Origin of the sequence: Mesorhizobium sp. LNJC405B00, assembly GCF_000502615.1 — a bacterium.
Lineage (GTDB): Bacteria > Pseudomonadota > Alphaproteobacteria > Rhizobiales > Rhizobiaceae > Mesorhizobium.
The window spans coordinates 1-15,313 of record NZ_AYWC01000042.1 but is presented as its reverse complement, the minus strand read 5'-3'; the positions used below and the strand labels follow the sequence as shown (position 1 = coordinate 15,313).

General features: G+C 60.0%; 8 protein-coding genes and 6 pseudogenes. 10 read left to right on the top strand and 4 right to left on the bottom strand.

Annotation, left to right across the window (positions count from 1 at the left end):
• Positions 1-83 precede the first annotated feature (83 nt).
• Positions 84-355, top strand: a pseudogene (locus X756_RS1000000168415) (transposase); the annotation flags it as partial.
• Positions 356-706: 351 nt separating this feature from the next.
• Here X756_RS1000000168415 and X756_RS01000000166335 read toward each other — a convergent pair.
• Positions 707-1,155: pseudogene (locus X756_RS01000000166335) on the bottom strand (transposase); the annotation flags it as partial.
• Between the two features lie 165 nt (positions 1,156-1,320).
• Here X756_RS01000000166335 and X756_RS01000000166330 point away from each other — a divergent pair.
• The 8 genes and pseudogenes from X756_RS01000000166330 to X756_RS136745 form a co-directional block, all read left to right on the top strand.
• Positions 1,321-2,069 (top strand): annotated as a pseudogene (locus X756_RS01000000166330) (IS110 family transposase); the annotation flags it as partial.
• A 397-nt stretch (positions 2,070-2,466) separates the two neighbouring features.
• Complete coding sequence (locus X756_RS136715) at positions 2,467-4,134, top strand: ABC transporter substrate-binding protein (protein WP_031239739.1); 1,668 nt, start codon at positions 2,467-2,469, stop codon at positions 4,132-4,134.
• Between the two features lie 22 nt (positions 4,135-4,156).
• Positions 4,157-5,128, top strand: a complete 972-nt coding sequence (locus X756_RS136720) for an ABC transporter permease (protein ID WP_023731866.1) — start codon at positions 4,157-4,159, stop codon at positions 5,126-5,128.
• A complete protein-coding gene (locus X756_RS136725) occupies positions 5,128-6,060 on the top strand; it encodes an ABC transporter permease (protein ID WP_031239737.1) in 933 nt (310 codons plus the stop codon). The genes X756_RS136720 and X756_RS136725 overlap by 1 nt, the downstream gene beginning before the upstream one ends.
• Positions 6,057-7,067 carry an ABC transporter ATP-binding protein gene (locus tag X756_RS136730; RefSeq protein WP_023731864.1) on the top strand — a complete coding sequence of 337 codons (1,011 nt, stop codon included), beginning with the start codon at positions 6,057-6,059 and terminating at the stop codon, positions 7,065-7,067. Before X756_RS136725 ends, X756_RS136730 begins: the two co-directional genes overlap by 4 nt.
• Entirely contained in the window at positions 7,060-8,061 is a 1,002-nt protein-coding gene (locus X756_RS136735) for an ABC transporter ATP-binding protein (protein WP_023731863.1), read from the top strand. Before X756_RS136730 ends, X756_RS136735 begins: the two co-directional genes overlap by 8 nt.
• Before the next feature lie 226 nt (positions 8,062-8,287).
• The gene (locus X756_RS1000000169175; protein ID WP_023731862.1) at positions 8,288-9,931 is read left to right on the top strand and encodes a N,N-dimethylformamidase beta subunit family domain-containing protein; all 1,644 of its coding nucleotides are present in this window, start codon (positions 8,288-8,290) and stop codon (positions 9,929-9,931) included.
• 468 nt (positions 9,932-10,399) lie between these two features.
• Complete coding sequence (locus X756_RS136745; RefSeq protein WP_023731861.1) at positions 10,400-12,415, top strand: CocE/NonD family hydrolase; 2,016 nt, start codon at positions 10,400-10,402, stop codon at positions 12,413-12,415.
• 68 nt (positions 12,416-12,483) lie between these two features.
• On the opposite strand, the pseudogene X756_RS1000000168410 reads toward X756_RS136745, so the two are convergent.
• Both X756_RS1000000168410 and X756_RS1000000170690 read right to left on the bottom strand, forming a co-directional pair.
• Positions 12,484-12,685: pseudogene (locus X756_RS1000000168410) on the bottom strand (integrase core domain-containing protein); the annotation flags it as partial.
• 167 nt (positions 12,686-12,852) lie between these two features.
• Positions 12,853-13,197: a hypothetical protein gene (locus X756_RS1000000170690; protein WP_348529841.1), complete on the bottom strand. Its 345-nt coding sequence runs from the start codon at positions 13,195-13,197 to the stop codon at positions 12,853-12,855.
• On the opposite strand from X756_RS1000000170690, the pseudogene X756_RS01000000166325 reads away from it, so the two are divergent.
• Positions 13,090-14,237, top strand: a pseudogene (locus X756_RS01000000166325) (transposase). The gene X756_RS1000000170690 and the pseudogene X756_RS01000000166325 overlap by 108 nt on opposite strands.
• A 28-nt stretch (positions 14,238-14,265) precedes the next feature.
• Here the strand turns inward: X756_RS01000000166325 and X756_RS136750 are convergent.
• A pseudogene (locus X756_RS136750) lies at positions 14,266-15,164 on the bottom strand (IS3 family transposase); the annotation flags it as partial.
• Positions 15,165-15,313: the final 149 nt, after the last annotated feature.

Below are 15,313 nucleotides of genomic sequence, written 5' to 3'. Positions count from 1 at the left end.
AGGCAATCGAGAACATCCGAGTGAGGCAACGGCATTGTTCTTTGGGAACACTCTTGGGTGAGGCAATACGGGGGGGTCGGTTGATCGTCGCGCTCACCTATGCTTCTGCGATCGACGATCCAGGGCGATTTTGCTCGTCGAAGCAGGCGGGTGCGCATTCCGGCCTGACCCCGAAGAAGTATCAATCCGGCGAGACCGACTATAGCGCATCAGCAAGATCGGCGATGCCGCGGTGCGCACGGCGCTCTATGAGGCCGCCCACATCATGCTGACCAAGCCGCTCAAGCGCTGCACGGAGCTCAAAAGCTGGGCGATGCGGATACGCCGGCGGGCCGGGATGAAGAAGGCCAAGGTGGGCTGGCGCGCAAGCTTGGGTGATCCTGCACCGCATGCTCGCCGATGCAACTGTCTGCAACTTCGCGGCCAAGACGACGACGGCAGCCGCTTAAGTAAGGGAGAACCACAGTTTTCGGGGCGGGTCACGACACCAGGCCTTCCCGAAGCGAAGTCCCGTCGCCGGGACGATGGATCAGGTCAGACCACAACTTCGGACGTCGGCATTGCGACCACGCGGCTTGAGATTGGCTCGGCCTCATCCTCTTCAAACCCCATCAGGTGGCGGCCGTCGCGCCGACCCCGTACAGAAGCGACACCCGGGCGATTGGATGACGCAAAAGAGGGATTGACTTATCGAGGCCCGTTACAGAAGGCCGAAGTTGCGCAGCAAGCCGCGAAGTCGTTCTCAATCGCGATGCCTGTAAGAGGTTGCGGGCGGTCAGCAGCGCCCGGCGCTTCTGGATCGTCAGTGTCTTCACATGCACCGGGCGAAGCAGGTTGACCCGCATCATCTGCGCCATGCCGCGGGCATCATTGCGGTCGGTCTTGTTCACCCGCGCCTTGAGGAAGGCCTTGGTGTGACGGGTCTCGATACAGATCACCGGCAGGCCGGCCCTGGCCGGGCCCTCGAACAACGATTGCGACAGAGGCCCGGCTTCAAGCCCAACGCGCTCAAGCCGCCAGGCGGGTCCTTGAGCACCTGCGCCAGATCCTGCGGATGGCTCGCGACCTTCACCTCGCGGCAAATCCGGCCGGTTTCGTCGACGATGCACACTGCGGTCTCTTTCACCGCGAATCCAATGCGGCATAGTGCTTCATGCTGCGCTTCCTCCTTCTGATGCTTGTGGCTGCCTTACCCAGACCACGTTAATCATCAGCTCGAAGGGCAGCACCTTCAACACCTACACAATGCATCCTGGCCCGAAGATGAGGCTCCGAATACCCCATCTCGGATGGGCCGAGCTCACGTACGGAGGGCGAGCGATGGGAGATTATAGGGAAGCATTTGTCGGAATCGATGTCGCCAAGCTGAGGAACGCCATCGCGATTGCGGATGCCGGCCGGGAGGGAGAGGTTCGCTTCTTCGGCGAGGTCGACGCGTCGGATACGAGCATGCGCCGCGTTATCCAGCGGATCGCGGCCAAGTGATCGGGTCCATTTCTTGCTACGAGGCAGGACCAACCGGCTATGGTCCATCGGCTAATCCGTTCGTTTGGCCACGAATGCACCGTGGTCGCGCCGTCGCTGATTCCAACGAAGCCTGGCGATCGGGTGAAGACAAACCGCCGGGATGCTCTCTCCCTGTCCCGGCTGCTGCGCGCTGCGAACTGACGGCGGTACGGGTTCCTGATGAAGGTCATGAGGCCATGCGGATCTCGTTCGCGCCCGGACGGCCGCAGTCGAGACTCTCCGCGTGCATCGGCAGCAGGTGAGCGCCTTCATGCTTAAGCACGGTCGTCCTATCCCCGCAAGAAGTGCTGGACGATGCGCTATCTCCGCTGGTTGCAGGAGCAGCAGTTCGATCACCCTGCGCATCAGATCGCGCTCTAGGAAATGGTCGAATCTGTCCGCACATCTCAAAAGAGCGGGTTGAGTGGCTTGAGCTTGTGATCGAAGGGTTCGTTCCAGCCTGGTCGCTCGCCCCGCTCATACGGGCGCTGCAGACACTGCGTGGTGTGGACCTGATCGTTGCTGTGACGTTCGCCACCGAGATTGGCGACGTGCGCCGCTTTATCTTTCCCGACATTGACCAGGCGATTTTGGCATCGGGTCGGGCATTACGATCCCGGTCGGGACGGCGTTTGGCCACATGTCGATGCGTAACCGTCGCACAAGCCGTCGCTGTCGCTGGCGCGCGACATCGACCACTCTGCGGCTGTGATGTCGCCATCGCAAAGCGGTGACCCGGTCAGGAGAGTGGCAGGCGATCGGCCTGTGTAGTGAGCACATTATAGGGGACCAATTTTCCCGATTGACATGCGGTTCAGAAAAGATATGGATAGAACAGCGTTCTATATAGACAGGCATTCCAGTAAGTCAGCCGCAGACCGTCTAGCGGAGCCGTTTGGCTTTGGCAGGCCGTGGATGCGTGAGCGGAACCTAAGTTTGCTAGCGTCAGGGAGGTACATAATGAATAACCGGCTACTCAATCGTCGTACGATCCTCAAAGCGGGGCTGATGGGATCGGCAGCATCTTTGGTCATGTCCTCAAGTGCGTTTGCTTCCTCGTGCGGCGATCGGGTTGTGCGCATAGGCGGGATGGCGGCCCCTGACACGATGAACCCTTTTGCCACGTGGGGCGCGTTCTGGCCTATAGCCTTCACCTATGATTTTTTGGTTGGCGTGGACGCCCAGCGCCACACTGACCGGAAGGGATTCGCCAAGGAGTGGTCGGTTGCCGAAGACGACCTCACCTGGACCTTCAAGATCTGGCCCGGCATGAAGTGGTCGGACGGGAAGCCCGCCACGGCCAGAGACGCCGCATTTACCTACAATTACCTGCGCGACTCCATCGGGACGCCCGACGAGCTGAACGCCGGCTGGAACAACACTGGTGGATTGGAGCTTGTCGAGTCCATTGCGGCCCTTGACGAGACCACCCTGCAAATCGTTACCAAGAGTCCCACGCGTTGGCCAGTTGAGAACGTCACGATGATTGTCCCCGAGCATACCTGGAAGGATGTCAGCTATGCCGATGCGCGAGCCACATTCCGAAACGAGCCGCCGCTGGTGGGCACCGGCCCAATGATCGTTGCGGAATTTCAGCAAGGCCAATTTGCGCGCTTCACGCCTAACCCGTACTTCCGCACGGGACAACCAGCGACAGCCGGCATGATCTTCAATTTCTTCAACACCGCCGATCCAATCGCCCAGGGGCTGAAGAGCGGCAGTCTCGATTATGGCTTTTACCTAACGGCAGCCCAATGGACCGACCTCTCGAATGACTCCGACATCAAAGTCAATGAATCGCGCGTAGAACAGCGCAACTTTCTGGCCTTCAACACCGCTTCCGGGAAGGGATCAGGTAGCACGAAGGCCCTGCAGGATCCGGCGTTTCGCGATGCGATCGGTTACGCGATCGACCAAAAAACCATTGTCGAACGGGCCTTCCGCGGGCATGCCGACCTTGGCGGCGGGCTTATTCCGCCAGTGATGGCCGACTACTACTCGGATCTGGGTGACATCAGGCGCCACTTCGATCTTACCGAGGCAGGCCGTCGGCTCGACGACGCCGGCTATAGGGATGTAAACAGCGACGGTATCCGGGAGGACAAGGAGGGAAACGGGTTTCAGCTCGAGTTGATTACGGGAAATCCTTCGGGGAACATGGAAATCCCGGTTGCGGCGGTGCAGTTGATCGCTGGCTGGTTGGGACAAATCGGCATCCCCCTATCAGTCACCCAACTCGACTCCGGGGCGCTCAATGCCCGCACAGCGGCGCCGGCGAAGGGCGGTGGAGGCTGGGACTTGCTTATTGAGTCGAGCTGGATTTCCCCTACACCTCACGAGATGCTCACTATGGGCACCAGCCACCACGTCCGAAATCATTCGTATTGGACAAACGAAAAATTCGACAAGCTCCTGTCGGATGCCGACGTAACCGTTGACCTCAAGAAGAGCCAGGATCTGGTCGATAAGGCGGCTCGGCTCATTTACACCGAAGCGCCCTATATCATGCTTTGTTACCCCACCCTGCTCGAAGCCCGTCGCAAGGATTGCTTCGAGGGGTGGGGGACCCAGGACATAATGTCGATGTACAGCTACTATCCGTTCGACCGCTTGAGGCCGATAAACTGATCCTGACGGAAAGGGGGACCAGATGAGCCGTCGCATTGCGCATGTCATCTTCAGGGCGGGTGTAACGCTTTTTATGGTGGCGATTCTAAACTTCATCCTGTTCAGAGTCATTCCGGGCGATCCCGCCAACTTGTTGTTGGCGGGGGCGAAAACTTCTATAACTGCTGAGCAGATCGAGGCCCAGCGCGAGCGCTGGGCTCTCGACCGGCCTCTGATCCCGGACCAGGTTCTTGACTACCTATCGACAACACTCCAAGGCGATTTCGGCTACAGCTTCAAGTTCAGAGGCAGGCATGTCGCGGACCTGATTTTGGAACGCTTGCCGGCCACCATCGCCCTGGTCGGTGTAGCTCAGGTCCTCGCGATCATTTGCGGGGTCATGCTTGGCGTTTACGCGGGCTGGCGCCGGGGAGGAGCCGTCGACCACATCGCCACGGGAGTCTCTCTGGCGCTCTATTCTACGCCGGCTTTCTGGCTCGGCATGATCCTGGTGGTGATCTTCAGCACGGCATTGGGCTGGCTTCCGGGCTATGGCGTACATTCGCTCGGCGCAATTACGGGTTCGCTTGATTGGTTGATCGATTACCTGCGGCATCTCGCGCTTCCGGTCACCGCGGTGACCCTCGGACTAATCGGCCAATATGTCGTGGTCGCCCGGGCCGCCATGAGCGAGGTTGTCACGGAGGACTACATGGTGACCGCACGGGCCAAGGGACTCACCAATGGTCAGATGTTGATGGGTCATGCATTCCGCAATGCGATGCTGCCGGTCGTAACGTTGATTACCCTCAATCTTGGCTACGTGGTGGCAGGGGCCGTCACTGTCGAAGCCGTCTTCGCTTGGCCGGGAATTGGCGGGCTCACGGTCGAGGCGCTCAACGCGCGGGACTACCCAGTCCTTCAAGGCGTATTCTTGTTGCTTGGTGCGTCGATCGTTGTGGCAAACCTCGTAGCCGATCTCGCCTACGGCCTTCTTGATCCAAGAGTTCGGTAATGAGCGAAAGTATTGTTCAATATTCCCGACGAGGCCGAACGCGCGCGATGAAAAGCTTTTTGCGTCAATTTCTTGGCCACGGCGGTGCTCAGGTGGGCCTCGTATGCCTGGTCTTCTTTCTTGTGCTGGCTGCCGTACCAAATACCCTTGTGGGACCGCTCCAGACTGCAATCAACGCAACAGGCGATTTCCTCGCGCCACCATCAGTCCAGCATCTGCTGGGGACCGATGAGGTGGGGCGGGACGTGCTCAATCTGGTCGTCCATGGTGCCCGGATATCGCTCACGATCGCGCTTCTGGCGACCGTGATCAGCCTCGTCGTCGGCACTACGGTTGGTATGACCGCGGGCTACTACGGTGGGAGGGTTGACGTCTGGCTGATGCGATTGACGGATTTCTTTTTCGTCATGCCGTCCTTCGTGCTGGCCCTGGTTCTCACGCCCGTGATCCTTGAGGTGATGGGGCGGGGTGGAGACATCCTCGGCTTTCGTCCTTCTCTTTTCGTGATCCTTGTCGTTATCGGCATGACAAGCTGGGCGTTCGTCGCGCGTATCGTTCGCAGTCAGACACTGTCGCTTAAAGAGCGAACATTCATAGATCGCGCACGCGTTGTTGGCAGCAGCAATCTCAGCATCATGCTGCGGCACATCCTGCCCAATATCGTGCCGCAAATTGCAGCGAATGGTGCGCTGGTCGTCGCCGGCGCAATCTATGTCGAGACGTCGCTCTCGTTCCTCGGGCTTGGCGATCCGTTGCAGCCCTCATGGGGCACTTTGCTTTCGCTTGCGCAGCGCGCCGGCGCGGCCAGCGCGGGAGCCTGGTGGGATCTCGGCGCACCCGGCCTTTGCGTGCTCACGGTTTCGCTTAGCTTCGTCCTGATCGGCAATGCCCTCGACGACACGTTCAATCCACGCCGCAGGGTGGTTCCATGACAATACCCTCCGAGGATAGCAGGGTATCGCTTCTGGAAGTCGACGGTCTCGCTGTCGACTATGGGCTCAAGGGCCTTCCGTTGCGAGCGATCGACGGCGTAAGCTTCTCGCTCCGGGCCGGAGAGGCCGTTGGCCTCGTCGGAGAATCGGGCAGTGGCAAGACCACGACCGCAATGGCGATTGCAAGTCTGCTGTCACCCAACGCACGGGTCAGCAAGGGCGAGGTACGCTATCGCGGAGAGCGACTGCCGATCGATGACGATGCAGCTATGCGGCCTCATCGCTGGAGCGAAACGTCCGTTGTCTTCCAGGGCGCGATGAATGCGCTTAATCCTGTTCACCGCATCATCAAGCAGATCGCCGAGCCGTGTATGCTGAAGCTCGGCATGCCGCGTGGCAAGGCGACCGCGCGGGCAAGAGAACTGCTCGAGCTCGTCGGCATTCCGGCGGATCGTGGCACTGCCTATCCTCACGAGTTGTCGGGCGGGATGCGACAACGGGTGATGATTGCGATGGCGCTCGCATGTCGCCCCTCGATCATCATTGGTGACGAGCCGACCACGGCGCTCGACGTCATCACACAGGCTCAGATCCTGAAGCTGCTAGGGGAGTTGCGATCGCAGCTTAACCTGGCCCTCATTTTGATCACCCACGACCTGTCTGTGGTGGCTGAGGCTTGTGATCGCGTGATGATCATGTATTCCGGCCGAATCGTCGAGGATGGCACTGTCGCCGAGATCTTCGCCCAGCCCAAACATCCCTACACCCGCCTGCTGATCGAATCGATCCCGGACCCAGCGAGCGGCAAAAAGATGATCCGGCCAATACCCGGTGATCCCCCCAACTTGGTGAATCGACCCTCGGGCTGCGCTTTCCATCCGCGTTGCCCGTCGGCTATGGCGGTTTGCGCGACCGAAGTCCCTAGCCTCGATAAGTTCGGGCGGGGACGCGTCGCCTGTCACCTTTACCAGTCCTCGCAGGAAGACAAGGTCGCAGTCCATGCCTGATACCGCCGACTTCCTGCGTCTCGAGAGCCTGCAAGTTCATTTTCCTATCCAGGGCGGGCTGTTCGACCGTGTCCTGGGCCGACCTGCCGGCGCCGTGCGCGCGGTAGACGGGATCGACCTCACCGTCGGGCGCGGCGAGATCGTCGCCCTGGTCGGAGAATCCGGAAGCGGCAAGACGACTGTGGGCCGCGTCATCACCAAGCTTGCCCAGCCGACAGGCGGCAGGTTGCTGTTCGAAGGCCGCGATATGACGTCCGTTCAAGGCTTATCGGCTTTGCGCCCCTATCGGCATCGCGTGCAAATGATCTTTCAGGACGCCTATCAGGCGCTCAATCCGCGACACACCGTATTCGATATCGTGGCGGAGCCGCTGCGGTCCCTACGGCTGGTCGACAATGGCAAACAGCTTGCAGAGCGGGTGAGCAAAGCGCTCGAGGCGGCCGGGCTCAATCCTCCCAATGATTTCTTCGCCCGCTTCCCACATGAACTGTCTGGCGGGCAGCGCCAGCGGGTTGTGATTGCCGGACCGCTTGCCGTCAGGCCGGAGCTCATCGTCGCTGACGAGCCTGTCTCGATGCTCGATGTCTCGATACGCGCACAGATTCTTCAGGTCCTGGTTGACTTGCGCGACAAGCACAATATGGCGCTGCTGTTCATCACCCACGACCTGCCGCTCGCCTGGTTGATTGCCGACAGAATTGCCGTCTTGTATCTTGGAAAATTGGTCGAGATCGGTAGCGCCGACGAGATCACATTCAACCCCCGCCATCCATATACCGTCGCCTTGCGTAATGCCACCCCTCAGATTGGCGGCAACGCAGGTCGCGCCGAGCTGCCGGCCCTGCAGGGGGAGGTCCCAAGCGCCGCCCGCGTGCCGAAGGGATGTCGTTTCCATCCGCGTTGTACACTGGCCTTAGACCGCTGCAAAGCTGAGGAGCCTCCAGCAATCGAAGTAGGACCACAGCACACCGCAGCTTGTTGGCTAGCAAAGTGAAGGCAACAACCAACGGGTAGATTGCATGCGCACACGAGAAGGCCCGTCGCAAGCTCGGTAATGCACGTTCTTCAAGAGACCTCGTTGTAGGCAGGATCGATGGGGACCATCCGCGCCTATGAGGATTGGCCGCCCGACGTTCCACCTCGTGATGGGGATTCTTGGGATCCGGCTCGAGTCGATCCAAAACTGTGCGGTCAGCAGACAGGAACGCTAGGAGAAAGCAATGAGCAAAAACGTGAGTGCCGGAGTCCCCGGCCAGGACCAATTTAAGTTTGTTCCTCGGAGACAGGGTTTCGACGGGGTGAAGACGTTGTACTATGAGACTGTCTTCCAGGATCCCGCTCACCTAGAAGTATTTACATATACAGACCGAATGTCATACCAGCCCGGGGAGATGGTGCGATTCCACACCAGCACGACCGCAGAGCGTTTCGATATTAACATCGTTCGCGATGGTATCTGGCCGCAGGAAATTGCTCGCATAGAAGGCATAAGCGGCCAATCAGTGGGGCTTCGCGATCGCTTTTATGAGCGGGGTTGCGACTGGCCTGAGAGCCAGACCTGGCGAGTCCCTGATGATGCGCCAGCAGGATTTTATATTGCCACCAGTGGGGCAAGCAAGGGCGACGTGCATCGAGAACAGGAGCATGGTTTCTTTGTTTTGCCTCGCGAAGACCAGCGGAAAGAAATTCTTCTGGTCTCGGCTACAGGTACGTGGAGAGCGTACAACGATTGGGGTGGCTACAGTCATTATGTTGGTCATAATTTGACCGACGGTTGGCATTTTGCTCCCAAAGTTACTTTGCATCGCCCTTGGGCGAGGGGTTTCATTTGGCTGCCGCCTGGCGCTCCGCGAAAAGCCGCCAAACAACCGACGCCGGTGAGGTCGCCACCTCGTTATCTTCAGGACGAATTTGCGTGCTCACGAGGTTTTAGCAAGTTTTACGCCAGCGCCGGCTGGGCGTCCTATGAGCGACCATTCCTGTGCTGGGCAGAGGCTCAGGGGCTTGGCGTCGATGTCGTTTCTCAAGCCGATATGATCGCGGACTCGGATCTCTTATCTGCATACAAATGTGTCGTGTTCGTCGGTCACGATGAATATTGGACCTGGGAGATGCGACAGGCAATCGAGCGGTATATGGAGAGCGGAGGCAATGTAGCCCGTTTTGCCGGCGATTTCGGGTGGCAGATTCGCTTAGAAGACGACGGTATTACTCAGGTCTGTTACAAGGATAGAGCATTTGAGAAAGACCCGCTCGCTCGCACTAATGATGAACGCCGAGTAGCCACCAATTGGTCACATCAGCGGATTGGATGGCCGGGGGAACAAACCTTTGGTCTTAATACTAATTACGGCTCTTTCGCTGGCGTAGGGGGGATGGTTGCCCGTGGATCCGGCGGCTTCACCGTGTACGATCCTACCCACTGGGCATTTGAGGGACTCTACCTGGGGTACGGGGATGTCATCGGCTCGGAGGCGCAAATCTTTGGCTATGAAGTCGACGGATTAGATTACGAGATGATAGACGGCATTCCATGCCCGAGCGCCCGCATGAAGACACCTGAGGGTCTAAAGATTTTGGCGATGGGACTCGCCTCTAACTTAGAGCAGGCCTACGGCCGCAAGGGAGAGAACCTCTACTGGGGGGACCAATCGAGGGGAGTTGCGCTTACACGGTACGGTGTCAGAACTGAAGCCGCCTTATCTGCCGCCGCTCGGGGGTGTGGAATGATTGTCGCTTTCCAGAAGGGACGCGGCTCTGTATTTCATGCCGGCAGCTGCGAATGGGTAGCGGGACTTCAGCAACACGACCCGGCTACCTGTCATGTCACGCGCAATGTATTGGATCGCTTTACGCGATCCTAGGGGACGCCGATTGCACGTCATTACGAGGGACGACCATCTCGGCCGGAAGTTTGGCCGCGGCGCCAGATGCCTATTGACTCATCTACCTTGCAACGGGTGCAAAAAAGTCACCTGCCGTCACTTCACTTCGAGGGGCTGTCCGAAAGTGGATCGGTAGATCTGCGTGATACACCTATCAACTTTGAGAGGCTCATTAAGTTGAGCGTCTGGGAATTGCCAGTGCCTGAACTGTATATGAAAGAAGATAATGTCCACGACACCACGTTTGGCTGCGTACAAAAAACCTGTGCGACACCTACGTCCGGGGGCGAGTCTTTCCGGCTGCGAGTTCCACACGCGTTGCCCGTCGCACAGCCGCCTGTGCGAGCGCATGCCGCAGCCCGTGACCATCGGCTCCAGCCGGTGACCTGCCATTTCCCATTGAACGTCGAAGCTCCTGCGTAAGCGCGAGCACATAGAGGATGCATCATGAAAGATATCCGCGTCGTTACCGACTTCCCTCGCAAAGTGCGCGAGATCGAAAATGTCTGGATTCCGATGCCAGACGGCGTGAAGCTCGCTGCACGCATCTGGCTACCGGAGGACGCGGACGAAGACGTGGTACCTGCGATCCTCGAATACCTGCCCTACCGCAAGCGGGACGGGACAGTGGAACGCGACGCGCTCACCCATCCCTACTTCGCCGGTTACGGCTATGCCGGGGTACGCGTCGACATGCGCGGCTCAGGTGATAGCGAAGGTGTCTGCGAGGGCGAATACTTAAACCAGGAGCAGGACGACTGCGTGGCGGTGATCGAATGGCTGGCGCAGCAACGGTGGTGCTCAGGCAGCGTCGGTATGATCGGCATCTCCTGGGGCGGCTTCAACGGCCTGCAAGTTGCCGCCCGCCGCCCTCTGGCGCTCAAGGCGGTAATCTCACTCTGTTCCACCGACGATCGCTACACCGATGACTGCCACTATCTGGGCGGCGCGCAGATGTGCGACAATTTGAGGTGGGGTGCGACAGCCTGGGCGATTGCCATGACCCCACCCGACCCCGCGCTGGTCGGGGAACGCTGGCGCCAGATGTGGGAGCAGCGGCTCAACGGTAACGGTATCTGGCTGCACGATTGGTTCGAACACCAGCGCCGGGACGGTTTCTACAAGCACGGCTCCATCTGCGAGGACTATTCCGAAGTCGAGGTTCCTGTCTATGCTGTAGGCGGCTGGGCGGACTCGTATTCCAACGCGATATTCCGCATGCTCGAGAACCTGCCGGGGCCTCGCAAGGGCCTGATCGGTCCCTGGGGTCACATGTATCCGAATATCGCCGTGCCCGGACCGCGCATCGGGTTCCTGAAAGAATGCCTGCGCTGGTGGGATCAGCATCTGAAAGGCATCAACACCGGCATCGCCGACGAGCCGATGTTGCGCGCCTGGATTCAGGATCCCGCACATCCCGCTTCGATCCACGTCGAACGCCCGGGCCGCTGGGTAGCGGAGCCGTCCTGGCCCGGGGTGGGTGTGAGCGAACTGTCGTTCAATCTCGCACCGTACCGGCTCACGGAGAAGGAGGGCGGCAAGGAGGTACTCGACATCCGCTCTCCTGCCACGGTCGGTACCTATCGTGGGTTCGGAGTGACACCAATGTTGCCCGTCGATCAGGGCGTAGAAACGGACAACGCGCTAGTATTTGAAACCGAGCCGTTGACCGAAGCCGTCGAAATCCTGGGCCTTCCCGAATTCGAGGTGACGCTCGCCTCCGACAAGCCGGTGGCAATTCTTTCAGCCACACTTTCCCTCGTGCCGGAGGACGGCGGGGCAGCAGACGTCAGCTACGGCATCCTCAACCTATCGCACCGGTATGACGATCTCGATATCTCGCCAATGGTACCGGGCAAGCCGGAAATGGTGCGGCTGAAACTTCGCAGCTGTGGCCAGCGCTTCGATCCCGGTCAGCGCATCCGGTTGACCATTGCGACCAGTCATTGGCCGACCGTGTTCCCCGGACCAGAGAACGCCACCTTGTCGCTCCATTGCGAAGGCAGCCGTCTCATCCTGCCCGTGCGCAAGCCGCAGGCGCTCGACGGGACGCTGGCGTCCTTCGGCGCACCCGAAGGCGCGCAACCCATGGAAAAGGAAGTGCTGGAGCCCGGCGAGCCATCCCGCTGTGATGTGGTCACCGACCAGGTCACCGGCGAAACCACGTCCCGCGTCACTAGCGACACGGGAACCGTGCTGCACCCACATACCGGCATGATCGTTTCGGCCAAGCACACCGACACATTCACCGTGAATCCCAACCATCCAACCACGGCGCGCGGCACTTGCACTCGAGAAGTCTCCTATGCCCGCGGGGACTGGAAGGTTCGCGTCAAAGTCTCGGCCACCGTGCGCGCGCTGAGCGAGGTATGGCGCATCGAGACACGCATAGTCGCATATGACGGCGAGGAACTTGTCATGGAACGTGACGAGATTAAGGAGTCCTCTCGCGATCTCAATTGACCGGTACCGCGGTTTGTTTCCGCTCGGGTCGGCGCCGTCATCGCGTCGACACCGATTAGGAATTAGTTTCACGAAGGCGTCGAAGGCTTCGACCTCGCTTCCATCAGCACAGCGTCGGAGCCGGTTGCGGTGATGTCCTCGGCGTATACCGCCGGGGTCTGGTAGCCGAGCGAGGAATGAGGCCTCCGGGTGTTGAAGTCCTCCCGCCATTCGGCGATGGCGCTGCTCGAGGCCGAAGAACAGGCTCTCGTTCAAGAGCCCGTCGCGGATTCCACATAACCGTTATCCCTCATGTTGTTCTTGGTGCCAGCGTATGTTTGGTCGCTAGGTCGGCTAGGCTTGGCGCATCCGGGCCACGGGGCACCGGGAGCACGCAAGTGCGGGCAGGCCGTCGTATGCAGATGAACTGAGAGTTCGAGCAGGTTATCTGGCCGCCCCTATGACTCGCCCGGATGCGCTGCGAGCGCGGATATGTATTTGTCGTGTTGCCCGCTGGCTCCCTGTTCGTGACCAACCATGGAGGGAACCGTGCGTATATCGGCATGGACATACACCGCGTAGCCGCCGAGGTCGTGTCGTTGCTTGATGGCGAGATCGTCAAGCTCGGCCGCGTTCAAATGTTGCGCAATAGGCTTGAGGAGTTCGCCAGGAGGGAACTCACCCATGATGATCATGTGGTGATCGAGGCGACCGGCAATGCCGCGGCCGTCGCTGAAGTGCTGTCGCCCTACGTGGATCGGATCGTGATCGCCAATCCCAAGCAGGTGCACATAATCGCGCACGCGAAGGTGAAGACGACACGATCGATGCCACTGTCCTTGCGAAGCTCTTCGCCTCGGGCTTTCTGCCGGAGGTCTGGGTCGCAGACCCGGAGACGCTTGCGCTCCGAAGACAGGTCCCCAAGTGGACGCAGCTGGTTCGCCAGCGTTCGCGGCTGAAGAACCTGATCCAGTCGATACTCCACGCACATCTGATCCCGCCGTGTCCACATGGGAACCTCGTCGGGATCAGCGGGCGTAAATGGCTGACGAGGCAAATATTGCCTGCGGATGAGCGCGCCGCCATCAAACGCCACCTCGGCTTGATTAACCAGGTCAATGAGGCGTTGACGGTGGTCGAGGCGGATATCGCCGTGCATACCCTCCAGGATCCGATAATCCGCCGCCTGATGACGTTGCCCGGCCTCGACGTCACCGTGTCTGCGAGCGTTGCCGCGGCGATCGGCGACATTCGTCGCTTCAGCGATCCACAGAGGCTTGCCGCCTATCTTGGCCTCANGAGCGTTGCCGCGGCGATCGGCGACATTCGTCGCTTCAGCGATCCACAGAGGCTTGCCGCCTATCTTGGCCTCAATCCGAGCGTGCGGCAGTCCGGTGAGGGGCCAGCCTATCACGGGCGCATCACGAAGCAGGGCCGCGGCCATGCGCGGGGAATGCTGGTTGAGGCGGCATGGGCGGCTGTGCGATCGCCAGGACCTCTACGCGCCTTCTCCAAGCGAATCGCCTCGCGTCGGGGGAAGCACATCGCGGCCGTCGCCACTGCACGCAAGCTTGCAATGATCATCTGGCACATGCTGAGCAAGGATACCGACTACATCTGGGCCCGGCCGGCCTTGCTCGCCCGCAAGTTCAGATCGGTCGAGCTGCGTGCCGGCCTTCCGACCAGCCATGCCAGACGCGGCACCGCCTTCGACTACAACATCCCGGCCAAGCGCGCCGAAGAACGGTCCCGAGTCGAGAAGGCGGAAGCTGCCTATGCAGCAGCGACTTCCCGATGGCGAACGAGGCCGGAAAGAAAGGCTGTGGAAAAAGCCGCCGAATGAGAAGAAGGGGCTATTCTACAACATCCGTCTGCATCGGCTTGCCCGGCGCGATGTAATGCCATTCGACACGCCGATCCTCTTGCCAGGCGAGGATAGCGTTTGAGGTCAACTCGGTGCCGTTGTCCGACACGATCATGCAGGGATAGCCGCGATGCTCGGCGATGATGTCGAGTTCGCGGGCAACACGCTCGCCGGAGATCGAGTTGTCGACGATCGTGGCCAGATACTCCCGGCTGAAGTCGTCGATGACGCACAGGATCCGGAAGCGGCGGCCATCGGTCAGCGTGTCGGAGACGAAGTCCAAGCTCCAGCGCCGGTTGGCATCCTGCGGTATCGCCATCGGCGCCCTGGTGCCCAAGGCCCGCTTGCGGCCGCCGCGCTTGCGCACCGTCAGTCGCTCCTCGCGATAGAGGCGATAGAGCTTCTTCCAGTTCACTGCCACGCCTTCGCGCTTCAGGAGAAGGTGGAGCCGACGGTAACCGAAGCGCCGGCGTTCGGCGGCCAGTTCCCGCAGCCGCTTGCGCAAACCGACATCATCCAGTCGGGACGGACGGTAGCGGTAGACACGCGGCTCCATGTCGACGAGCCCGCAGGCGCGACGCTGCGAATAGCCCTTGTTCTTGATCGCCCAGGTCACAGCAGTTCTCCTTGACCCAGGCGTCAGAAGTTTTTTCCGAGCATCTCGCGCAAGGTCGAGACGTCGAGCATCGCATCGGCCAGCAGACGCTTCAGCTTGCCATTCTCCTCCTCAAGAGCCTTCAGCCGCTTCGCCTCCGACACATCCATGCCGCCATACTTTGAGCGCCACTTGTAGAAGGTCGCGTCGCTCACGCCGTATTTGCGGCAAAGCTCCATCGCCGAGAGCCCGGCCTGGTGCTCCTTCAAAATGCCGGTGATCTGTTCGTCAGAAAATCTCGATCGTTTCATTGCCTGTCTCCTCATCCGGGGAACAGGCTAACCTCAAAGCGAGGACAATTCAGGGGAGCAGGTCAGCTCTAGTCTAGCTAGTCTCTCATGTTCCCTGTCAAGGCTGAAGGCGAGAGGGAACAACTGCTTGGCGCGAGTGTGCAAAGCAG

What these genes read in the sequence shown, in the direction of transcription:
- X756_RS136715 (WP_031239739.1), top strand. Translation starts at nt 2,467, where the DNA reads ATGAATAACCGGCTACTCAATCGTCGTACGATCCTCAAAGCGGGGCTG.
- X756_RS136720 (WP_023731866.1), top strand. Translation starts at nt 4,157, where the DNA reads ATGAGCCGTCGCATTGCGCATGTCATCTTCAGGGCGGGTGTAACGCTT.
- X756_RS136725 (WP_031239737.1), top strand. Translation starts at nt 5,128, where the DNA reads ATGAGCGAAAGTATTGTTCAATATTCCCGACGAGGCCGAACGCGCGCG.
- X756_RS136730 (WP_023731864.1), top strand. Translation starts at nt 6,057, where the DNA reads ATGACAATACCCTCCGAGGATAGCAGGGTATCGCTTCTGGAAGTCGAC.
- X756_RS136735 (WP_023731863.1), top strand. Translation starts at nt 7,060, where the DNA reads ATGCCTGATACCGCCGACTTCCTGCGTCTCGAGAGCCTGCAAGTTCAT.
- X756_RS1000000169175 (WP_023731862.1), top strand. Translation starts at nt 8,288, where the DNA reads ATGAGCAAAAACGTGAGTGCCGGAGTCCCCGGCCAGGACCAATTTAAG.
- X756_RS136745 (WP_023731861.1), top strand. Translation starts at nt 10,400, where the DNA reads ATGAAAGATATCCGCGTCGTTACCGACTTCCCTCGCAAAGTGCGCGAG.